The sequence below is a fragment of the Streptomyces sp. B8-7 genome (genome assembly GCF_058833805.1).
Map to the genome: position 1 here is coordinate 398,929 of NZ_JBYRRL010000006.1, position 19,265 is coordinate 418,193.

Here is a 19,265-nt window from a genome sequence, read left to right on the forward strand (position 1 = left end):
CTTTTACGCACCTGACGCCTCGTCGGTCGGCGGCTCCGCCGAGGCGCCCCCCGGAGCCTCCTCCCGGACCCTTCCCGGAGCCTCCTCCCGCACCCTTCCCGGAGCCTCCCCGGACACCCCTCCCGAGACCTCCCCCGGCCTCTCCCCGGACGTCTCCCCCGGCGTCTCCCCCGCCCCCTCCCCGAGCCCCTCCCCGAGCCCCTCCGCCAGCACCTCGGCCAGGTGCCGCCCGCGGACCCCGCCGAGCTGTTCCAGCTGGGTGCGGCAGGAGAAGCCGTCCGCGAGCAGCACCGCCCCCGGCGGAGCCGACCGCACCGAGGGCAGGAGCCGTTCCTCGGCGCACGCGACCGAGACGTCGTGGTGGCCGCGTTCGAAGCCGAAGTTCCCGGCGAGCCCGCAGCACCCGCCGGACAGCTCCCCGGTCAGTCCCGCCGCCGCGCGCAGCTCCCGCTCGGCGGCGTCCCCGAGGACGGCATGCTGGTGGCAGTGGGTCTGCCCGGCCACCGGCCGGTCCAGCACGGGCGGCCGCCAGCCGGGCGCGTGCCGCTGCAGCGCCTCGGCGAAGGTCAGCACGCGGCCCGCGAGCAGGGCCGCACGCGGGTCGTCCGCCAGCAGCTCCGGCAGATCGGTGCGCAGCGCGGCCGCGCAGCTCGGCTCCAGCACGACGACCGGCAGCCCGGCGTCGAGGACCGGCCCCATCAGGTCCAGGGTGCGGAGCAGCACCGTACGCGCCCGGTCGAGCTGGCCGGTGGAGACGTAGGTCAGTCCGCAGCACACCCGTCCCCGGCGGACTCCGAGGAGAGCGGCGGCGGACCGGGTGCGGCCGTCGGCCAGCCGCCGCCCGCGGGCGCGCAGCGTCGGCGGCAGCACCACCCGCAGCCCGGCCGCCTCCAGCACCCGTACGGCGGCCCGGCCCACGTCCGGCGTGAAGTGCTCGGTGAAGGTGTCCGGCCACAGCACCACGGTGCCGGGGGCACCCGCCGGGGCGGCCCGTTCCCGCCGCCACCAGCGGCTGAACGTCTCCCGCGCCGGCCTCGGAAGGTCCCGCTCGGGTGCGATGCCGCCGAGCCGCTTGGCGGCGCCGGCGAGGGCCGGGACGGCGGCCAGCGCGTTCACGGCGGCCGTCAGCCGGAGCCGGTCCGTCCAGCGCAGCCACTGCGGCAGCCGGCCCATGCTCAGGTGGGCGGCCGGACGGCGGCGGCCCGCGTAGTGGTGGTGCAGGAACTCCGCCTTGTACGTGGCCATGTCCACACCGACCGGGCAGTCGGAGCGGCAGCCCTTGCAGGCCAGGCAGAGGTCGAGGGCGTCACGGACCTGCGTCGAACGCCACCCGTCGGTCACCAGTTCCCCCGCGAGCATCTCGTGCAGCAGCCGGGCCCGGCCGCGGGTGGAGTGCTCCTCCTCGCCCGTCGCGCGGAACGACGGGCACATCACCGACGCGCCCGCCGTCTCGGTCGTACGGCACTTGGCGACGCCCACGCAGCGGCGGACGGCGGCCGTGAAGTCGCCGCCGTCGGACGGATAGCCGAAGGCGACGTCGACCGGGCGGCGCGGCAGGGCCGCGAAGCGCAGGTTGGCGTCCAGCGGCGCCGGGCGGACCAGGATGCCCGGGTTGAGCAGGTCGTCGGGGTCCCACACGGCCTTCGCCCGCTCGAACAGGGCGACCGTGCGGGCCCCGTACATCACCGGCAGCAGCTCGGCGCGCGCCTGCCCGTCGCCGTGCTCCCCGGACAGCGAACCGCCGTGCGCGACGACCAGCCGCGCCAGATCCCCGGAGAAGCGGCGGAACCGTGCCACGCCCGCCTCGCTCAGCAGGTCGAAGTCGATCCGGACGTGGATGCAGCCGTCCCCGAAGTGCCCGTACGGCGTCCCGCGCAGGCCGTACTCGGCCAGCAGCGCCCGGAACTCCCGCAGATAGCCGCCCAGGCGGGCGGGCGGCACCGCGCAGTCCTCCCAGCCCGGCCACGCCTCCCGGCCGTCCGGCGTGCGGGTCGCCGTACCGGCCGCGTCCTCCCTGATCCGCCACAGCGCCCGCTGGCCCGCCGGGTCCGTCACCACCAGCGCGTCCCCGGTGCCGGCCGCCCGCACGACCGCCTCCGCGCGGGCCCGCGCCTCGCCCGCGCCGTCCCCGCCGGTCTCCACGAACAGCCACGCCCCGCCGCGGGGCAGGCCGGCGGAGGGCGGCACCAGATCGGCCGCCATGCCCTCCACGGTCAGCGGCCCGTGCGGCAGCAGCCCCGCCGCCGCGTCCGCCGCCGCGCTCTCGTCGCCGTAGCCGAGTACCGCCAGCGCCCGCGCGCGCGGCGCCCGGACCAGTGTGACGACGGCCTGCGTCAGCACGCCCAGCGTCCCCTCGGAGCCGCAGAACGACCGGGCGACGTCCGCGCCCCGCTCCGGCAGCAGCGCGTCCAGCGCGTACCCGGAGATACGGCGCGGAAGGTCCGGGAACCCGGTCCGCAGCCGGGCCAGTTCCCCCTCGGCGAGCTCGCGCAGCCCGCGCGGCGCCCCGGCCCAGTCCCGGCCGGGCCGCAGCCGCTCACCGCGCGCGGTGAGCACGTCCAGCTCGCGTACGTGGTCGGCGGTCGTCCCCCAGGCCACCGAGTGCGAGCCGCACGCGTTGTTGCCGATCATCCCGCCGAGGGTGCAGCGGCTGTGCGTGGAGGGGTCCGGCCCGAACCGCAGCCCGTGCGCGGCGGCGGCCTCCTGCAGCCGGTCCAGCACCAGCCCGGGCTCCACGACCGCCGTGCGCGCGACCGGGTCGAGGGACACCAGCCGGTTCATGTGGCGGGTGAAGTCCAGGACGACGCCCGTCCCGGTCGCCTGCCCGGCGATGGACGTACCGCCGCCGCGCGGCACCACGGGCACGCCCTGTGCCCGGCACACCGCCAGTACGGCCGCCACGTCGTCGGCGTCCCGCGGCGCGACCACCGCCCGCGGGACCCGCCGGTAGTTGGACGCGTCCATGGTGACCAGGGCGCGGGCGGTGACATCGCGGCGGACGTCACCGCGGACGGTCGCGCGCAGCGCGGCTTCCAGCTCCGAATCCGACATGCCCCCAGCCAACCAGCCCGCCCCGGCCCTCCCCGGTCGAACCGAGCGCGTCCTGGCTCCCCCGGCCCTCTCGGGGCTCCCCCGGCCCATTCGGGGCTCCCGTGCGCGCCCCGGTGCGCCCGGCGCTCCAGCGCGTCTCAGCGGACGGACGGCGTTTCGACCGGGTTTCCCGCAACGGCTAACCTCACCCCGTGGCTGAGATCCAGATTCCTGCTGACATCAAGCCCGCCGACGGTCGATTCGGCGCGGGTCCCTCCAAGGTGCGGGTGGAGGCGCTGGACGCCCTGGCCGCCACCGGCACGTCCCTGCTCGGCACCTCCCACCGCCAGGCCCCGGTGAAGAACCTGGTCGGCCGGGTGCGCGAGGGCGTCTCCGAGCTGTTCCAGCTGCCCGAGGGCTACGAGGTGGTCCTCGGCAACGGCGGCTCCACCGCCTTCTGGGACATCGCGACGCACGGCCTCATCACCTCCCGGTCGCAGCACCTCAGCTTCGGCGAGTTCAGCTCCAAGTTCGCCAAGGCCGCCAAGCTGGCGCCGTGGCTGGAGGAGCCGGACGTCATCACCGCCGAGCCGGGCACCCATCCGGAGGCCGCCGCACGTGAGGGCGTCGACGTCTACGCCCTCACCCACAACGAGACCTCCACCGGTGTGGCCCTGCCCGTCCGCCGGGTGGCCGGCGCCGACGCGGACGCCCTCGTCCTCGTCGACGCCACCTCCGGAGCGGGCGGCCTGCCCGTCGACATCGCCGAGACGGACGTCTACTACTTCGCCCCGCAGAAGTCCTTCGCCTCCGACGGCGGCCTGTGGATCGGCGTCTTCTCCCCCGCGGCGATCGAGCGCGCCGAGCGCGTCCACGCCTCGGGCCGCCACATCCCCGAGTTCTTCTCGCTGCCCACGGCGATCGACAACTCCCGCAAGAACCAGACGTACAACACCCCCGCGCTCGCCACCCTGTTCCTGCTGAACCAGCAGCTGGAGTGGCTCAACGGCCAGGGCGGCCTGGACTGGGCGGTCCGCCGCACGGCCACCTCCGCGCGCACCCTGTACGGCTGGGCGGAGGACGTGAAGTACGCCAACCCGTTCGTCACCGACCCGGCGCAGCGCTCGGCCGTCATCGGCACCATCGACTTCACCGACGACGTCGACGCCGCCGCGGTCGCCAAGGTGCTGCGCGCCAACGGCATCGTGGACACCGAGCCCTACCGCAAGCTCGGCCGCAACCAGCTGCGCGTCGCGATGTTCCCGGCGGTCGACCCGGCCGACATCGAGGCGCTGACGCGCTGTGTCGACTACGTGATCGAGAAGCTGTAGCCCTCGCGCGCGCACCTGCGCGCGCACTCCTGCGCCGGCTCCGGCGTGTACTCCTGGGCGTACTCCGGCGTGCACTCCGGCGGCCATGGCGGACGAACCCCGTGCGTACGGGGACGAGGGGCGCCCCGCTGTTCGACCGCGGGGCGCCCCTCGCCGCCGCCGGGGGCCGGACCCGGAGCGCGGGGCCGGGGCGCAGGGCCGGGGGCGCGGGGCGTCCTACGGCTTGCGCTTGCGCCGGACCACACCGAAGGCGCCGACCGCGAGCACGGCCGCGAGGATGTACCCGACCGGCAGGCCCGAGCCGTCGTCGTCACCGCCCGCCGCGCCCGAACCGCCGCCCGCCGAGGGCGAGCCGGACCCCCCGGAGCCGGACCGGGCGGGCGCGTCCTGCGCCTCGACCGGGCTGCCGGCGCCCTCCATGCCGAGCATCAGCTTCGTACCGTCGGCCGAGTAGCTGACGGACTCCCCCTGCCCCAGGGGCACACTGATCCGCTCCAGCCGCCGCGGATCGCCGCCGTTCCAGTCGTACGCGATCCCGCCCAGGTACCCGCGGACGACGAACTGCTCGCCGTCCGGGGAGAACGCGGCGTCGGTGGCCCACAGGTCGATGGGCGCGACCGGCTCGAACACGTTGGTGCCGGACGCGGACAGCGGATCGGGCCCGGCGTACAGGTGCCCGCCGTCCTCGTTCTTGTCGATGATGTAGACCCGCCCGGTCTTCGGATGCACCAGGAGCGACTCGGCGTCCCGGGGTCCGTCGGAGTACTTCACGACGTACTGCGTGGCCTTCACCGACTGGTCCTCCAGCACCTTCGGCTCGGGCAGCCGGTAGACCCACACGTGGTCCCAGGTGACGCCGTCGTTGTCGCCGATGTCCCCGACGTAGAGCTGGTTGTCGGGCCCCATGGCGATGCCCTCGACGTCACGGGGCGCGCCGACCCCGGTCATGGTGACCGTGGCGACGGTCTCACCGGTCCGGCTGTCGACCGCGTACAGGAAGGCACCGGTGTCCTGGTCGTTGTGCGTCCAGTACACGCCCGGGTGCTGCCGGGACGCGGCGAGCCCGCTGGACTCGGTGATACGCGGGTCCTTGATGGTGAACCCCTTGTCCCCGCCGTCGGCCGCCGCGGGCACGGCGAACGCGAACAGCAGGGCGGCTGCGGCCGCAGCCGCGGCCAGGGTGGTGGCCGGGCGCGCGGCCGCCCGCGCGGCGGCGGGCGCGGCCATCGGTTCCGGTGCGGCGGCGTTCGCGGCGGCGGGTGCGGTCACCGGTGTCGGTGTCGGTGTCGGTACGGGCGCGGACGGTGGGGAGGAGAGGGCAGCGGCCGGGCGCGGCACGGCGGCAAGGGGTCGGCGCATGCCCCCAGCCTGCCATCCCGTGCCGCCCCGGCGGGATTCCGCCCGCACGAGCCCCTCAGGTGGTGGTCCTCACACGCCCCGGCACCCCTGTCGTCCACGCCGGTCCACCATGATGAGCGGATGCTCAGGTTCATGCCCGTAGGCGACTCGATGACGATAGGCAGCGCGGGCGAACACACCTGGCGCTACCGGATGTGGCAGCACCTGCGCGACACCTACGGCGGCCCCTTCACCTTCGTCGGCCCCCGCGAGACCCTCCACGACCCCGCCACCGGCGAGGCCACCTCCTGCGCATACGCCGCGCACGCCGACCCCGCGTTCCCCCGCGCCCACCTCGCCGGCTGGGGCGAGGGCTGGCTGCACATGGCACCGCTCGTCGCCGACGCCGTCCGCGCCGGCCGCGCCGACGTGCTCCTGGTCTCCCTCGGCCTGATCGACCTCGGCTTCTACACGAACGCCGGGCAGACCGCGGAGAACGCCCGCGCCTTCGTCACGGCGGCGCGGTCCGCGAACCCGCGCATCCGTATGGTCCTGCTTCCCGTCATCCCCAACGTCCGGGCCGAGAACGACCCGGACTTCGCCGACCAGGTGTCCGCCTTCAACGTGCTGCTCGCCAAGACGACGGCCGACCTGGACGAACCGGCCTCTCCTCTGTTGCTCGCCTCGGTTCCCGACTCCTGGGACCTGCTGACCGACACCTACGACGGCACCCACCCCAACGCCGGCGGCGAACACAAGCTCGCCGCCGCCTTCGCGGATGCCATGAGCCAGGCCTGGGGCTGGGGCCACCACTACGGCGGGTGAAGCGCTGAGCCCTCCGAGGTGGAGGGCGCGGGGGTGGGGGTGGATCGGAGGATCCGGGCCTCGTGCGGGGGGGGAGGGACGCCGGAGGTGCGGGGGTGGGGTGGCTGCGATCCTCCAGTTGCGGGCCGGAGTCCTCAGGTGGAGTCGTGCTCGCGTTCCACGGCGATCTCCTGTGTGCCGATGACCGCGAGCAGGTCGAGCAGACCGGAACCGTCCGTGCCGGCTGCGGGGGTGAACCAGAGCAGGCGCTGCCGGCCGTCCTCGCTGAACAGGCTGAGGCAGTTGACCTCGACCAGTCCGAGCGCGGGGTGGTCGATGCGCTTGCGGTCGTCCCGGCGGAACGCCACGTCGTGGTCGGCCCACAGTGCGGCGAACTCGGAGGAGGCGTCGAGCAGCGAACGGATCATCGAGGCGGCTTCGGTGTCCTTGGCGTCCCTCCTCGCGGCGGCGGCCCGCAGGTCCGCGACGAAGGCACGGGACTGGGCCGCGTGATCGGATGCGGGGTAGAGGCGTCGGGCGTCGGGCTCCGTGAACCAGCGGTGGACGAAGCTGGCCCGAGCCCCTCGGAAACCGGACTGGTCTCCGAGCAGGGCCACCGCGGCCGGGTTCTGGACAAGGGTGACGTGCAGGTCGGTGATGACCTGGGCCGGTGTCGACGGCAGGCGGCCGAGGAGGTCGAGCATGCCGGGGTGCACGTGCGAGGCCGCTCCGCCCGGTACGGGCACCGGGCGGTCCGCCAGGCGGTAGAGGTAGTCGCGCTCGTCGGCGCTCAGGCGCAGCGCCCTCGCCAGCGCGGCGATCATCTGCTCGGACGGCTGGGACCCGGCTCCGCGCTCCAGCTCGTTGTAGTAGTCCACCGACGCTCCGGCGAGCTGGGCGACCTCGTCACGCCGCAGCCCGGGGACCCGGCGCCGGGGCCCGGTCGGCAGCCCGATGTCGGCGGGCCGGATGCGGTCGCGCCGCGACCGCAGGAACGCCCCCAGCTCGGTGTACTTCGCGGAACCCATGCCCCCATTCTCTGCTCGTCCGGGTCGTCGGCCCAGGGGATGTCGTCCCCTGGTTGCGCCGGGCGGAGCCGCGCATCGTGGAGGACATGACCACGAACCACCCAGCTCGAACCCATGAAGCGGCGGCCGCGCGGGTCGCCGTCGTCACCGGAGGATCACGCGGCATCGGCCGGTCGGTCTCCCGCAGACTCGCCCAGGACGGTCTGACCGTCGTGGTGTGCTACGCCCACGACACGGATGCCGCCGAGGAGACGGTGGCGGCGATCACCGCGTCCGGCGGGCGCGCCGTCCGTGCGCAGGCGGACGTGGCGGACGAGCGTGCGATGGCCGCCGTGTTCGACCGGGCGGAGCGGGAGTTCGGCGGCGTGGACGTCGTCGTGAACTGCGCCGGCCGGCTCGCTCTGTCCCTCATCGCCGACCTCGATCTCGCCGTGCTCGACGCGGTGCACCGCACCAACATCCGCGGTGCGTTCGTCGTCGCCCAGCAGGCGGCCCGGCGCCTGCGTGCGGGCGGCTCCTTCGTGGGGTTCTCGACCTCCGTGGTCGGCACCCGGTTCCCCGGCTACGGAGCCTACGTGGCGAGCAAGGGCGCCATCGAGTCCATCACGCTGATCCTCGCCCGCGAGCTGCGCGGACGGGACGTCACCGTGAACACCGTCGCCCCCGGGCCCACCGCCACGGACATGTTCCTCGACGGCAAGACGTCCGAGCAGATCGAGCAGCTCGCCAGGACCCCGCCGCTGGAGAGGCTGGGCACCCCGGAGGACATCGCCGGGGTGGTCGCCTTCCTCACCAGCCCGGAAGGGCACTGGGTCAACGGCCAGATCCTGCGGGCCAACGGGGGCATGGTGTGAGGGTGCGGCCCAGGGACCGGCCGGCACCGCCCGGGCCGCACAGCACGACACGTCCTGACGCCGGCTCAGGGACACACTGACCGAGGCCTTCGGGCCCACGCCCCGCCGCGGCCTGCGGCCGGCATGCGGCTGACGGGGAACGGCCGCTGTCCCGCTCCCGGGCGGCGGCCTCCCCTCGCGCGGAAGAACCCGTTCAAAGGAGAAAGAACCATGCCCTTCGCCAACTTCAAGGTGCCCGCGGGCACCGTCACCGCCGCGGACAAGCAGAAGATCGTCGAGCGCACCACCGACCTGTACGCGGAGATCTACGGTGAGCGGGCCCGTGCCACCACCGTCGTGCTCGTCGACGAGGTCGTCGACGGCGGCTGGGGCGTCGGCGGCGACGTCCTGACCGCGGCCGTGCTCAACGGCGGCGGCTGACGCCGGCCACCCGTGTGGGGCACGGTGCGCCGGGCCCCACACGGCCGCTCCTTAATGACTTGCCGCCGGCCGGCCCGGCCGGATAGGAAACCTGCATGCTACGAGGGCGCACCGTCGGGCTCAGGGCCCGGCACGAGGAGGACATCCCGGTCCTGCGGGCCGAACTCTACGACGACGTGGTGAACTCCTCGCGGGCCGAGAGCGGCCCGTGGCGGCCGATCTCACCGGGGTCGAGGGATCCGCGGCTCGTCGTGGACGACAAGGAGCAGGGGAGCGTCCCGTTCTCCGTGGTGGAGCTGGACGGCGGCACCCTGGTCGGCAGCGCCGTGCTGTGGGGCATCGACAACCACAACCGGTCGGCGCACATCGGGCTCGGGCTGCTGCCCGGCGCCCGCGGCAAGGGCTACGGCACCGACGTGGTGGCGGTGCTGTGCCGGTACGGTTTCGTCGTGCGCGGCCTGCAGCGGCTGCAGATGGAGACGCTGGCGGACAACGCCGCGATGCTGGGCTCCGCCGAGCGCAACGGCTTCGTCCGCGAGGGCGTCCTGCGCTCCTCGGCCTGGGTGATGGGCGAGTTCCTGGACGAGGTGCTGCTCGGGCTCCTCGCCGAGGACTGGAAGCAGAGCCGGACGGACGAGGCGCCGTAAGGGGGGTCCTCGCCGGCCGTCCCGGTCCTTGCATAGAGCACACTCAAGGCCGTTGGCTTGGGGACCATGGAGTACACGCAGCTCGGACGCACCGGACTCAAGGTCAGCCGACTGGTCCTCGGCACGATGAACTTCGGCCCCCAGACGGACGAGGCCGACAGCCACGCGATCATGGACGCGGCGCTGGACGCGGGCATCAACTTCTTCGACACGGCGAACGTGTACGGCTGGGGCACGGACAAGGGCCGCACCGAGTCGATCATCGGCAGCTGGTTCGCCCGGGGCGGTGACCGGCGGGACAAGGTCGTGATCGCCACGAAGGTGTACGGCAGCATGGGCGCCGACGGCCCGGCCTGGCCGAACCACGACCGGCTGTCGGCGGTGAACATCCGGCGGGCCGTGGACGCCTCGCTGAAGCGGCTCCGGACCGACCACATCGACCTGTACCAGTTCCACCACATCGACCGGGCCACTCCGTTCGAGGAGATCTGGCAGGCGGTCGACACGCTGATCGCCCAGGGCAAGATCCTCTACGCCGGGTCCAGCAACTTCCCCGGCTACAAGATCGCGCAGGCGAACGAGGCCGCCGCCCGGCGCGGCTCGTACGGCCTGGTCAGCGAGCAGTGCCTGTACAACCTCTTCGAGCGGCGCTCCGAGATGGAGGTCATCCCGGCCGCGCGGGAGTACGGGCTCGGGGTCATCCCCTGGTCGCCGCTGCACGGCGGCATGCTGGGCGGGGTGATCCGCAAGGAGGTCGAGGGCGGCCGGCGCTCGGGCGGGCGGACCGCGCAGACGCTCGCGGACCCGGCGGTGCGGGCTCGGGTGCAGGCGTACGAGGATCTGCTGGACAAGCACGGTCTGGAGCCCGGCGAGGTCGCGCTGGCGTGGCTGCTCACCAGGCCGGGGGTGACCGGGCCGATCGTGGGGCCGCGCACGGCCGGGCAGCTGGAGTCCGCGCTGCGGGCGGTGCGGCTGGAGCTGTCGCCGGAGGTCCTGGAAGGCCTCGACGAGGTCTTCCCCGGGCCGGGACCCTCGCCGGAGGCCTTCGCCTGGTAGCCGTCGGCCGTCGGCCGTCGCCGTCCGCGGGCCGCCTGTGGCCGTCCGCGGGTGGTCGTGGCCGCGCGGGCGGTCACGGCACGAGCGCACGCGCCGCCGCAGGGGGTGGTGGTGCCGGGGTCACTTCCCCAGCACCGCCGCCACCGCCACGACGACGAACATCAGCACGAGCGCACCGGCCATGATCCGGTTCCGGGTCTTCGGGTCCACAGGATTGAGCCTAACCGGCCGCGCCGAGGTGCCAGCGGTCGACCGGGAGGTAGCGGGGCTGCTCGCCGGGCACGCCCGACAGGGGCAGCCGGCTCTGGACGAGGACCAGTTCGGTGACCGTCCAGGCGCGGCCGGTGAACCCCGACAGCGCCTCCACGCAGGGCCGTACGTCGGCCGGGCCGCGGCTGCGGGCCAGGGTGAGGTGGGCCCGGTAGTGCCGGTGCCCGCCGGTGTCGAGGCCCGCCCTGCGTGCGGCGGCCTCGCTGCGGGAGGCCAGCAGCCGCAGCGCTTCCAGGTCGCCTGCGGCCCCCGCCCACAGAGCACGCCCCCGGCCGAACTGTCCCCCGCCGCGCACCGCCAGCTCGAAGGGTGTGCTGCGCCGGGCGGCACGCTCCAGCCGGGCGGACAGATCCGGTACGACGCCGTCGTCGACCTCACCGTAGAAGGCGAGGGTGAAGTGCCAGCCGGGGTGGCCGGTCCAGCGCAGGCGGTCCGCGCCGGGCAGTCGCCTCAGCTCGGCCACCTGCGCGTCCAGCTCGCGGACCGCCTCGGCGGGCGGCAGCACGGCCGCGAAGAGTCTCATACGGTCACCGTGCCATCACCCGGCCGCTGCGTCCGCCCGTCCGCTGTGCCCCGTCCGCGGGCGCCGCCCTCCGTCCTCCGCGGCGACCGGTGTCCGCTCCGTCGTGCACGGCGGCCGGAGTCCGCCCTCCGTCCTCCACGGCGACCGGAGTCCGCCCTCCGTCGTGCAGGCCGCCGGCCGGCGGCAAGGCCGCCCGGGCCGCGCCCGCCGGCTCAGGCCGCGGCCGCCACCAGGTCCTCGCGGCGTTCGCGGGGGACGAAGCGCACGACCGGGTGGCCGCGGTGCCAGGCGACGGAGAGGCGGAGGCCGCCGGTGCGGGCGAGGACCAGGCCGATCACGGCGGCGGCCAGAGCGGCGACCGCGCCGCCCGCGGCGAGGCCGGTGCGCGGGCCGTAGGTGTCGGTGATCCAGCCGACGACGGGCGCGCCCACGGGGGATCCGCCGAGGAACACCATCATGTACAGGGCCATGACACGGCCGCGCATGGCGGGGTCGGTGGCCATCTGGATGCCGGTGTTGGCGGTGACGTTGATGGTCATGCCGAACAGGCCCAGCGGGATCATCAGCAGGGCGAACATCCACAGGGACGGGGAGGCGGCGGCGACGACCTCGATGAGGCCGAAGGCGAGGGCGGCCGCGCTCATCACGCGCAGGCGGGCCGTGCCGCGGCGGGCGGCGAGGAGGGCCCCGGCGACGGATCCGACGGCCATGAGGGTGTTGAAGAGGCTGTAGGAGCCGGCGCCCACGTGGAAGACGTCGTCGGCGAAGGCCGACAGGTAGACGGGGAAGTTGAAGGCGAAGGTGCCGACGAAGCCGACGAGGACGATGGGCCAGACCAGCTCGGGCCGGCCCGACACGTAGCGGAGGCCTTCGCGAAGCTGGCCCTTGCCGCGCGGGGTGCGTTCGACGGCGTGGAGTTCCCGGGCGCGCATCAGGAGCAGGCCGGTGATGGGCGCGAGGAAGGACAGGCCGTTGAACAGGAACGCCCAGCCGGTGCCGACGCCGGTGATGAGGAGGCCGGCGACGGCGGGCCCGATCAGGCGGGCGGACTGGAAGTTGGCGGAGTTCAGGCTGACGGCGTTCTGGAGCTGGTCGGGGCCGACCATCTCGGTGACGAAGGACTGGCGGGCGGGGTTGTCGACGACGGTGGCGAGGCCGACGGCGAGGGCGGCCGTGTAGACGTGCCAGACCTCGACCCGGCCGGTGAGGGTGAGGACGGCCAGGAAGAGCCCGGCGACCGCCATGGCGGTCTGGGTGACGAGCAGGGCGCGGCGCTTGGGCAGGCGGTCGACGAGGACGCCGCCGTAGAGGCCGAACAGCAGCATGGGCAGGAACTGCAGGGCGGTGGTCACGCCGACCGCGGTGGCCGAGCCGGTGAGGGTGAGGACCAGCCAGTCCTGGGCGATGCGCTGCATCCAGGTGCCGGTGTTCGACACGGCCTGGCCGAGGAAGAAGAGCCGGTAGTTGCGGATCCGCAGCGAGCTGAACATCGCCGACCGGCGGGTGCCGGTGCTCCGCCGGGACGGAGAGGCGTGCGGGGCGGGCGTGCGGGCCGGGGTGCCGGGCGTCGTGTCCGCCGCGGTGCGGGCGGGCGGGCCCGGGGCCGGACGGGGTGCGGCCGGGTGGGCGGGGGCGGGGCGGGGTGCCGGGGGCGAGTGGGTGTCGTGCGTGTCCGGTGCGGGGGCGGAGTGTGCTCCGGGTCCCGTACTCAAAGGGGTTCGCCTCCTTGTGTCTGCTGCTTACAGGTGTGCGAGCTTCTCCAGCACGGGGGCGGCGGCGCGCAGTTTCGCCCACTCGTCCTCGTCGAGGTCCTCGACCAGCGCGGCCAGGAAGGCGTTGCGGCGGCGGCGGCTCTCGTCGAGCATGGCTTCGGCCTGCTCGGTCCGGGTGACCACCTTCTGGCGCCGGTCCTCGGGATGCGGCTCCAGCCGGACCAGGCCCTTGGCCTCCAGCAGCGCGACGATGCGGGTCATCGAGGGCGGCTGGACGTGCTCCTTGCGGGCGAGTTCGCCCGGGGTCGCCCGCCCGCAGCGGGAGAGGGTGCCGAGCACCGACATCTCGGTCGGGCTCAGTGACTCGTCGACCCGCTGGTGCTTGAGGCGGCGGGAGAGCCGCATCACGGCGGAGCGCAGGGAGTTCACGGCGGCAGCGTCGTCGCCATGGGTGAGGTCCGGCATGTTCCTTAGCGTAACTCATTACTCTCGCTAAAGACCAGCTGGTATGCGCCACCCTGCCCGTGATCCAGGCCACTGAAACCCGCCCATCACCCGTACGAGTGAGCCGGTTCCGGAAAGCGACACACCGCCCGCCCGGCTGCCGCGACCCTCGTACGCATGGGGACCAGCGTGCTCAGCCTGCGGATAGACGGGGAGCTGCTCGAACGGCTCCGGCACCATGCGGCGAGAAGAGGGATGAGCGTCCAGGACTATGTGGTCCGGACGCTCGTCCGTGACGACTTCGACGAACGGTTCCAGACCGCCGTCGAGGAGACCGAGGAGTTCTACGGTCTCACCTGAGCCCGGCCGGGACCGGCCGCCGGGCAGGTCCCGGCCCGGCCGCCCCCTCGTCCCCACCGCCCCCGTGGCCGGTCAGGTCAGCTGCAGCGCCGGCATCAGGTAGTAGAAGACGAACACCGCGGACACGGCGTACATCGGCACCGGGACCTCCCTGCCCCGGCCGGCCGCGAGGCGCATCAGCACGAACGTGATGAAGCCCATGCCGATGCCGTTGGTGATCGAGTACGTGAACGGCATCATCACCATCGTCACGAAGGCGGGGATCGCGATGGTGTGGTCGGCCCAGTCGATCTGCCTCACCGAGCCGGCGAGGATGAGGAAGCCGACCGCGACCAGCGCGGGGGTGGCCGCCTGGGACGGGACCATCGTCGCGACGGGCGTGAGGAACAGGGCGGCGGCGAAGAGGCCGCCGGTCACGAGGTTGGCGAAGCCGGTCCGCGCCCCCTCGCCCACTCCGGCGGTGGACTCCACGAAGGCGGTGGTGGCCGAGGCGGAACCGGCGCCGCCCGCGGCGACCGACAGGCCGTCGACGAAGAGCACCTTGTTGATGCCCGGCATCTGCCCCTGGGCGTCGGTCAGCCCGGCCTCGTCGCTGACGCCCATGATGGTGCCCATCGCGTCGAAGAAGCACGACAGCAGCACGGTGAAGACGAACAGCACGCCGGTCAGTACGCCGACCTTGCCGAAGCCGCCGAACAGGCTGACCTCGCCGACCAGGCCGAAGTCGGGACTCGCGACCGGGTTGCCCGGCCACTCGGGGGTGGTCAGACCCCAGGAGGGCACGTCCGCGACCGCGTCCAGGACCATCGCCAGGACGGTCATGGCGACGATCGAGACGAGGATGGCCCCGGGAACCCTGCGGACCATCAGGGCGAGGGTGAGCAGCACCCCGAGGACGAAGACGAGGACGGGCCAGCCGTTGAGATGACCGTCGCTGCCGGCCTGGAGCGGCACCGCGGTCTGCGCGGCGTCCGGGATGCGGGAGACGAAACCGGAGTCCACCAGGCCGATCAGCATGATGAACAGGCCGATGCCGATGGAGATGGCCTTGCGCAGGCCGAACGGCACCGCGTTCATCACGCGCTCACGCAGACCGGTCGCCACCAGCAGCATGACCACGAACCCGGCCAGCACGACCATGCCCATGGCGTCCGGCCAGGACATCCGCGGGGCGAGCTGGAGGGCGACGACGGAGTTCACGCCGAGGCCCGCGGCGAGCGCGATCGGCACGTTGCCGATCACGCCCATCAGGAGCGTGGTGAACGCCGCGGTCAGGGCGGTGGCGGTGACCAGCTGGCCGTTGTCGAGCTGATGGCCGTAGACGTCCTTCGCACTGCCGAGGATGATCGGGTTCAGCACGATGATGTACGCCATGGCGAAGAAGGTGGCGAAGCCGCCGCGGACCTCGCGGGACAGCGTGCTGCCCCGCTCGGAGATCTTGAAGTGGCGGTCCAGGACACCGTGGGCCGGCCCGCCGCCGGGCTGCTCCGGAGTGGGGACCTTGGCGGGGGCCGAGGTGGTCATTCGTTGGTTCCTACGAACAGAAGCGGTCAGAGGCAAAGGGTTTCAGTATGAACAGATGAGTCTCGCGGATGCCATCTCCGCGCGTAGACACGAGGGGGTACGGACAGCTCCGAACGGCCTCGTAAGCTGTGCCCATGGCGAAGTGGACCCCCGAGCACGAGGCGCCGGAGCCCCTGGAGGGCCCGGTGGTCCCGGTCATCGTCGGCGGGACGATCCTGTGGTTCGTCCTCTTCCTGGTACAGCTGCCGTTCTACGGCTGGTTCGACGACCACGGGCACGCCTGGTGGGTGTGGACCTGCCTGGCGGGGGCCGGACTGGGCCTGATCGGCATCTGGTACGTCCGCAGGCGCGACGCGGCGATCAAGCGGGCCGCCCCGGCCGCGAGCGACGGCGAGACCGCCGCCCGGTAGCGGCCCGCCCCCGCCGCCGCCCGGTAGCGGCCCGCCCCGCCGCCGCCCTTGCCGACGCCGACGCCGCAACACCCCGTCCACTGCTGCGGATACGCGACGCCGGGCGCGGCCCACCCCGCCGCCCGGGCCCGGGCGGCTACGACCTGAGCAGCACCCGTCTCCTCCCCAGGTCGGAACTTGGGCCCACTCGGCGGGTGCGCGCCCCCGTCCGCACGTACCGTCGAAGGCATGACGCAGCACACCGACGCGGGCGCCGGACTCGACCCCGGGCACCCCCCGCCCGTGCCGCCCGGTGCAGCGGACGGGCTGACCGCGGCCGAGGTCGCCGAGCGGGTCGCCGCGGGACGGGTCAACGACGTGCCGGTGCGCAGCAGCCGGTCCCTGACCGACATCGTCCGGGCCAACGTCTTCACCCGCTTCAACGCGATCATCGGCGTGCTGTGGCTGATCATGCTGGTCGTGGCGCCGATCCAGGACAGCCTGTTCGGGTTCGTCATCCTCGCCAACACGGGCATCGGCATCGTCCAGGAGTGGCGGGCGAAGACGACGCTGGACTCGCTCGCGCTGATCGGCGAGGTGCGGCCGACCGTGCGCCGGGACGGGCTGGCCGTCGAGGTCGGCACGTCGGAGATCGTGCTGGACGACGTCCTGGAGACCGGGCCCGGCGACAAGATCGTCGTGGACGGGGTGTGCGTCGAGGCCGACAGCCTGGAGATCGACGAGTCGCTGCTGACCGGTGAGGCCGACCCGGTGGTGAAGCGGCCCGGCGACCCGATGATGTCCGGCAGCTTCGTGGTGGCGGGCGGCGGCGCCTACCGGGCCTCGCGGGTCGGGCGCGAGGCCTACGCCGCCCAGCTCGCCGAGGAGGCCTCCCGCTTCACCCTGGTCCACTCCGAGCTGCGTACGGGCATCTCCACCATCCTGAAGTACGTGACGTGGATGATGATTCCGGCCGCGCTCGGCCTGATCGTCACCCAGCTGGCGGTGGAGCACCACCGGCTGAGCGACTCGATCGCCCGCACGGTCGGCGGCATCGTGCCGATGGTCCCCGAGGGTCTGGTGCTGCTGACCTCCGTCGCCTTCGCGATCGGCGTGATCCGGCTCGGCCGCAAGCAGTGCCTCGTCCAGGAACTACCCGCCATCGAGGGCCTGGCCCGCGTCGACACCGTGTGCCTGGACAAGACCGGCACCCTCACCGAGGGCGGCATGGACGTCACCGGGCTGCGCGTGCTGGACGGCTTCGAGGAGCCCTACGTCCGGCGGGTGCTCGGCGCGCTCGGTGAGGCCGACCCGCACCCCAACGCGTCCCTCCAGGCGATCATCGACGCCTACCCGGACAGCGAGGAGTGGCGGTGCGTGCGGTCACTGCCGTTCTCCTCCGCGCGCAAGTACAGCGGTGCCTCCTTCAGCGAGGGCGACGGCGAGTCGAGCACCTGGCTGCTGGGAGCCCCGGACGTGCTGCTCGACGCGGACCACCCGGCTCTCGCCGAGACCGGGCGGCTCAACGAGGAGGGGCTGCGGGTGCTGCTGCTCGCCCGCTCCGGAGACGAGCTGGACGCCCCCGAGGCGGTACGGGCCGCCGAGCCGGCCGCGCTGGTGGTGCTGGAGCAGCGGCTGCGCCCGGACGCCGCCGACACGCTGCGCTACTTCGCCGAGCAGAACGTCCACGCCAAGGTCATCTCCGGTGACAACGCGGTGTCGGTGGGCGCGGTCGCGGCCAAGCTGGGGCTGACCGGTACGGCGGTCGACGCGCGCCGGATCCCCGCCGACCGGGAGGGCATGGGCCGCGCGCTCGACGCGGGCACGGTCTTCGGCCGGGTCACCCCGCAGCAGAAGCGGGACATGGTCGGCGCGCTGCAGTCGGGCGGGCACACGGTCGCCATGACCGGCGACGGCGTGAACGACGTCCTCGCCCTGAAGGACGCCGACATCGGGGTCGCGATGGGGTCCGGCTCGGAGGCGACCCGGGCGATCGCGCAGATCGTGCTGCTGAACAACAGCTTCGCGACGCTGCCGTCGGTGGTCGCCGAGGGCCGCCGGGTGATCGGGAACATCACCCGGGTGGCCACGCTGTTCCTGGTCAAGACGGTCTACTCGGTGCTGCTGGCGGTGCTGGTGGTGTGTACGCGGGTGGAGTACCCGTTCCTGCCGCGTCATCTGACGCTGCTGTCCACGCTGACGATCGGCGTCCCGGCGTTCTTCCTGGCGCTGGCGCCCAACAGGGAGCGCGCGAAACCGCACTTCGTACGGAGGGTGATGCGGTACGCCGTGCCGGGCGGGACGGTGGCGGCGGCCGCGACGTTCACGACGTATCTGATTGCCCGTCACCACTACACGGGCGAGGACGCGTTGGGCGCCGAGACGAGTGCGGCGACGCTGACGCTGTTCCTGGTGTCGATCTGGGTGCTGGCGATCATCGCCCGCCCCTACACCTGGTGGCGGGTCCTGCTGGTGGCCGCCATGGGAGGCGCGTTCCTGCTGGTCCTGGTGGTGCCCTGGCTGCAGGACTTCTTCGCGCTGCGGCTGGTGGGCCTGCCGATCCCGTGGCTCGCGGTCGGCATCGCGGCGACGGCGGCGGTGGCGCTGGAGTTCCTGTGGAGGTGGGTGGGGCGCCGCTTCCCCGCGTAGTCGCGCGGCGGGCGGCCCGTCCCGGTGGGCGGGCCCGCCCGGTGGAGGGCGGGCCCGCGCCGGCTGCCGGGGAGGGTCAGCGGACGTCGACGAAGTCGGCGCCGGAGGTCACGGCCGCGCTGGTCGGGATGCCGGCGTAGACGAAGCGGTAGTAGCCGTCGTAGGTGGCCTTGGTGGTGGTCCTGAGGGCGCCGGAGGACGACGTCCTGACCGTCTTGAGGGTGGACCAGGTGGTCGCGCCCTTCTTCTTGTACTGGAGCTTGACGGGCTGGCTGCTGAAGGCGCCGTAGGTGCCCCGGTCCCAGTCGGCCCGGGTCAGCTTGCCGGTGACGGTGAGGGTGGCGCCCTTGCGGGCGGGCTCCGGGGCGGCGTTGGCGGTGAGCTTGGTGTGCCGCCGGACGGAGAAGGTCCGGACGTTGTCCTTCTGGACGAAGTCGTCGTCCTTGCCGGAGGCGATGGCCCACGTCTTCCAGCTGCCCGCGACCGTGTTGACGAGGTTGAAGCCGGGCTCCATGTCGTAGCTGGCCTTGCAGGTGGAGGTGGTGGCGTTCACCGCGCTGCACACCGCGTAGTGGTTGCCGGTGGTGGCGAGGGCGCCGCTGTCGGAGGTGTCGAAGGTCCGGCCGTGCCAGAGGATGGCCATGCCGTTCTTGACGCCCGAGGGATCCTTGACGGTGAAGGAGACGGCGATCCGCTTCTTGGCGGTCGCGGTCACCACGACCGGCTTGCCCGCGTTGACGACGACGTTGGAGATCGTCGTGTCGCCCTCGCCGTCGTCGGCCTGCGCGGCAGGCACGGCAAGGGCGGACAGGATCAGGGCGCCGGTCACAGCGCCGAGGGTGGCACGCATACGCATGTCTGTTCCCCACATGGAGAAGGAGCCCCG

17 protein-coding genes are annotated in these 19,265 nt (G+C 73.4%); 9 read left to right on the forward strand and 8 right to left on the reverse strand.

Annotation, left to right across the window (positions count from 1 at the left end; all coding sequences use genetic code 11):
• Positions 1 to 3: 3 nt before the first annotated feature.
• Positions 4 to 3,051 carry an FAD-binding and (Fe-S)-binding domain-containing protein gene (locus AC5K6T_RS29995; RefSeq protein ID WP_493214034.1) on the reverse strand — a complete coding sequence of 1,016 codons (3,048 nt, stop codon included), beginning with the start codon at positions 3,049 to 3,051 and terminating at the stop codon, positions 4 to 6.
• Positions 3,052 to 3,242: 191 nt separating this feature from the next.
• Here AC5K6T_RS29995 and serC point away from each other — a divergent pair, with 191 nt between their 5' ends.
• Positions 3,243 to 4,361 carry a phosphoserine transaminase gene (gene serC, locus AC5K6T_RS30000; protein WP_493214035.1) on the forward strand — a complete coding sequence of 373 codons (1,119 nt, stop codon included), beginning with the start codon at positions 3,243 to 3,245 and terminating at the stop codon, positions 4,359 to 4,361.
• A 216-nt stretch (positions 4,362 to 4,577) separates the two neighbouring features.
• On the opposite strand, the gene AC5K6T_RS30005 is transcribed toward serC, so the two are convergent.
• Positions 4,578 to 5,588: a WD40 repeat domain-containing protein gene (locus tag AC5K6T_RS30005; RefSeq protein WP_493214304.1), complete on the reverse strand. Its 1,011-nt coding sequence runs from the start codon at positions 5,586 to 5,588 to the stop codon at positions 4,578 to 4,580.
• A 252-nt stretch (positions 5,589 to 5,840) separates the two neighbouring features.
• Between AC5K6T_RS30005 and AC5K6T_RS30010 the strand changes: the two genes are divergently transcribed.
• A complete protein-coding gene (locus tag AC5K6T_RS30010) occupies positions 5,841 to 6,524 on the forward strand; it encodes a GDSL-type esterase/lipase family protein (RefSeq protein ID WP_493214037.1) in 684 nt (227 codons plus the stop codon).
• A 134-nt stretch (positions 6,525 to 6,658) separates the two neighbouring features.
• On the opposite strand, the gene AC5K6T_RS30015 is transcribed toward AC5K6T_RS30010, so the two are convergent.
• Positions 6,659 to 7,531: a helix-turn-helix transcriptional regulator gene (locus tag AC5K6T_RS30015; RefSeq protein WP_493214039.1), complete on the reverse strand. Its 873-nt coding sequence runs from the start codon at positions 7,529 to 7,531 to the stop codon at positions 6,659 to 6,661.
• Between the two features lie 86 nt (positions 7,532 to 7,617).
• On the opposite strand from AC5K6T_RS30015, the gene AC5K6T_RS30020 reads away from it, so the two are divergent.
• From AC5K6T_RS30020 to AC5K6T_RS30035, 4 genes are all read left to right on the forward strand, one after another.
• The gene (locus AC5K6T_RS30020) at positions 7,618 to 8,385 is read left to right on the forward strand and encodes an SDR family oxidoreductase (RefSeq protein WP_493214041.1); all 768 of its coding nucleotides are present in this window, start codon (positions 7,618 to 7,620) and stop codon (positions 8,383 to 8,385) included.
• 210 nt (positions 8,386 to 8,595) lie between these two features.
• Positions 8,596 to 8,805 carry a tautomerase family protein gene (locus AC5K6T_RS30025; protein ID WP_493214043.1) on the forward strand — a complete coding sequence of 70 codons (210 nt, stop codon included), beginning with the start codon at positions 8,596 to 8,598 and terminating at the stop codon, positions 8,803 to 8,805.
• 95 nt (positions 8,806 to 8,900) lie between these two features.
• Positions 8,901 to 9,452 (forward strand): GNAT family N-acetyltransferase, encoded by a 552-nt coding sequence (locus tag AC5K6T_RS30030; protein ID WP_493214045.1) that lies wholly within the window; start codon positions 8,901 to 8,903, stop codon positions 9,450 to 9,452.
• Positions 9,453 to 9,518: 66 nt separating this feature from the next.
• Complete coding sequence (locus AC5K6T_RS30035) at positions 9,519 to 10,508, forward strand: aldo/keto reductase (protein WP_493214047.1); 990 nt, start codon at positions 9,519 to 9,521, stop codon at positions 10,506 to 10,508.
• Between the two features lie 220 nt (positions 10,509 to 10,728).
• Here AC5K6T_RS30035 and thpR read toward each other — a convergent pair whose 3' ends face one another.
• The 3 genes from thpR to AC5K6T_RS30050 form a co-directional block, all read right to left on the reverse strand.
• Positions 10,729 to 11,301, reverse strand: coding sequence for an RNA 2',3'-cyclic phosphodiesterase (gene thpR / locus AC5K6T_RS30040; RefSeq protein ID WP_493214048.1), 573 nt, complete (start codon positions 11,299 to 11,301; stop codon positions 10,729 to 10,731).
• Between the two features lie 212 nt (positions 11,302 to 11,513).
• On the reverse strand, positions 11,514 to 13,013 hold the full coding sequence (locus tag AC5K6T_RS30045) for an MFS transporter (RefSeq protein WP_493214050.1): 1,500 nt from the start codon (positions 13,011 to 13,013) through the stop codon (positions 11,514 to 11,516).
• Positions 13,014 to 13,040: 27 nt separating this feature from the next.
• On the reverse strand, positions 13,041 to 13,478 hold the full coding sequence (locus tag AC5K6T_RS30050) for a MarR family winged helix-turn-helix transcriptional regulator (RefSeq protein ID WP_493214052.1): 438 nt from the start codon (positions 13,476 to 13,478) through the stop codon (positions 13,041 to 13,043).
• 156 nt (positions 13,479 to 13,634) lie between these two features.
• Here AC5K6T_RS30050 and AC5K6T_RS30055 point away from each other — a divergent pair, with 156 nt between their 5' ends.
• Positions 13,635 to 13,817, forward strand: a complete 183-nt coding sequence (locus AC5K6T_RS30055) for a ribbon-helix-helix protein, CopG family (protein WP_493214053.1) — start codon at positions 13,635 to 13,637, stop codon at positions 13,815 to 13,817.
• Between the two features lie 72 nt (positions 13,818 to 13,889).
• Here the strand turns inward: AC5K6T_RS30055 and AC5K6T_RS30060 are convergent, their stop codons facing one another.
• On the reverse strand, positions 13,890 to 15,341 hold the full coding sequence (locus AC5K6T_RS30060; protein WP_493214054.1) for an NCS2 family permease: 1,452 nt from the start codon (positions 15,339 to 15,341) through the stop codon (positions 13,890 to 13,892).
• A 134-nt stretch (positions 15,342 to 15,475) separates the two neighbouring features.
• On the opposite strand from AC5K6T_RS30060, the gene AC5K6T_RS30065 reads away from it, so the two are divergent.
• Complete coding sequence (locus AC5K6T_RS30065; protein WP_493214056.1) at positions 15,476 to 15,751, forward strand: DUF2530 domain-containing protein; 276 nt, start codon at positions 15,476 to 15,478, stop codon at positions 15,749 to 15,751.
• 228 nt (positions 15,752 to 15,979) lie between these two features.
• The gene (locus tag AC5K6T_RS30070; RefSeq protein WP_493214057.1) at positions 15,980 to 18,379 is read left to right on the forward strand and encodes an HAD-IC family P-type ATPase; all 2,400 of its coding nucleotides are present in this window, start codon (positions 15,980 to 15,982) and stop codon (positions 18,377 to 18,379) included.
• A gap of 76 nt (positions 18,380 to 18,455) precedes the next feature.
• Here the strand turns inward: AC5K6T_RS30070 and AC5K6T_RS30075 are convergent, their stop codons facing one another.
• Positions 18,456 to 19,235 (reverse strand): calcium-binding protein, encoded by a 780-nt coding sequence (locus tag AC5K6T_RS30075; protein WP_493214058.1) that lies wholly within the window; start codon positions 19,233 to 19,235, stop codon positions 18,456 to 18,458.
• Between the last annotated feature and the right edge of the window lie 30 nt (positions 19,236 to 19,265).

Bases quoted from the DNA above. Each gene is read 5' to 3' on its own strand.
- AC5K6T_RS30035 (WP_493214047.1), top strand. From the start codon at position 9,519: ATGGAGTACACGCAGCTCGGACGCACCGGACTCAAGGTCAGCCGACTG.
- AC5K6T_RS29995 (WP_493214034.1), bottom strand. From the start codon at position 3,051: ATGTCGGATTCGGAGCTGGAAGCCGCGCTGCGCGCGACCGTCCGCGGT.
- AC5K6T_RS30025 (WP_493214043.1), top strand. From the start codon at position 8,596: ATGCCCTTCGCCAACTTCAAGGTGCCCGCGGGCACCGTCACCGCCGCG.
- AC5K6T_RS30005 (WP_493214304.1), bottom strand. From the start codon at position 5,588: ATGGCCGCGCCCGCCGCCGCGCGGGCGGCCGCGCGCCCGGCCACCACC.
- AC5K6T_RS30075 (WP_493214058.1), bottom strand. From the start codon at position 19,235: ATGCGTATGCGTGCCACCCTCGGCGCTGTGACCGGCGCCCTGATCCTG.
- AC5K6T_RS30060 (WP_493214054.1), bottom strand. From the start codon at position 15,341: ATGACCACCTCGGCCCCCGCCAAGGTCCCCACTCCGGAGCAGCCCGGC.
- AC5K6T_RS30055 (WP_493214053.1), top strand. From the start codon at position 13,635: ATGGGGACCAGCGTGCTCAGCCTGCGGATAGACGGGGAGCTGCTCGAA.
- AC5K6T_RS30070 (WP_493214057.1), top strand. From the start codon at position 15,980: ATGACGCAGCACACCGACGCGGGCGCCGGACTCGACCCCGGGCACCCC.
- AC5K6T_RS30050 (WP_493214052.1), bottom strand. From the start codon at position 13,478: ATGCCGGACCTCACCCATGGCGACGACGCTGCCGCCGTGAACTCCCTG.
- AC5K6T_RS30065 (WP_493214056.1), top strand. From the start codon at position 15,476: ATGGCGAAGTGGACCCCCGAGCACGAGGCGCCGGAGCCCCTGGAGGGC.
- AC5K6T_RS30020 (WP_493214041.1), top strand. From the start codon at position 7,618: ATGACCACGAACCACCCAGCTCGAACCCATGAAGCGGCGGCCGCGCGG.
- AC5K6T_RS30030 (WP_493214045.1), top strand. From the start codon at position 8,901: ATGCTACGAGGGCGCACCGTCGGGCTCAGGGCCCGGCACGAGGAGGAC.
- AC5K6T_RS30015 (WP_493214039.1), bottom strand. From the start codon at position 7,531: ATGGGTTCCGCGAAGTACACCGAGCTGGGGGCGTTCCTGCGGTCGCGG.
- thpR (WP_493214048.1), bottom strand. From the start codon at position 11,301: ATGAGACTCTTCGCGGCCGTGCTGCCGCCCGCCGAGGCGGTCCGCGAG.
- AC5K6T_RS30010 (WP_493214037.1), top strand. From the start codon at position 5,841: ATGCTCAGGTTCATGCCCGTAGGCGACTCGATGACGATAGGCAGCGCG.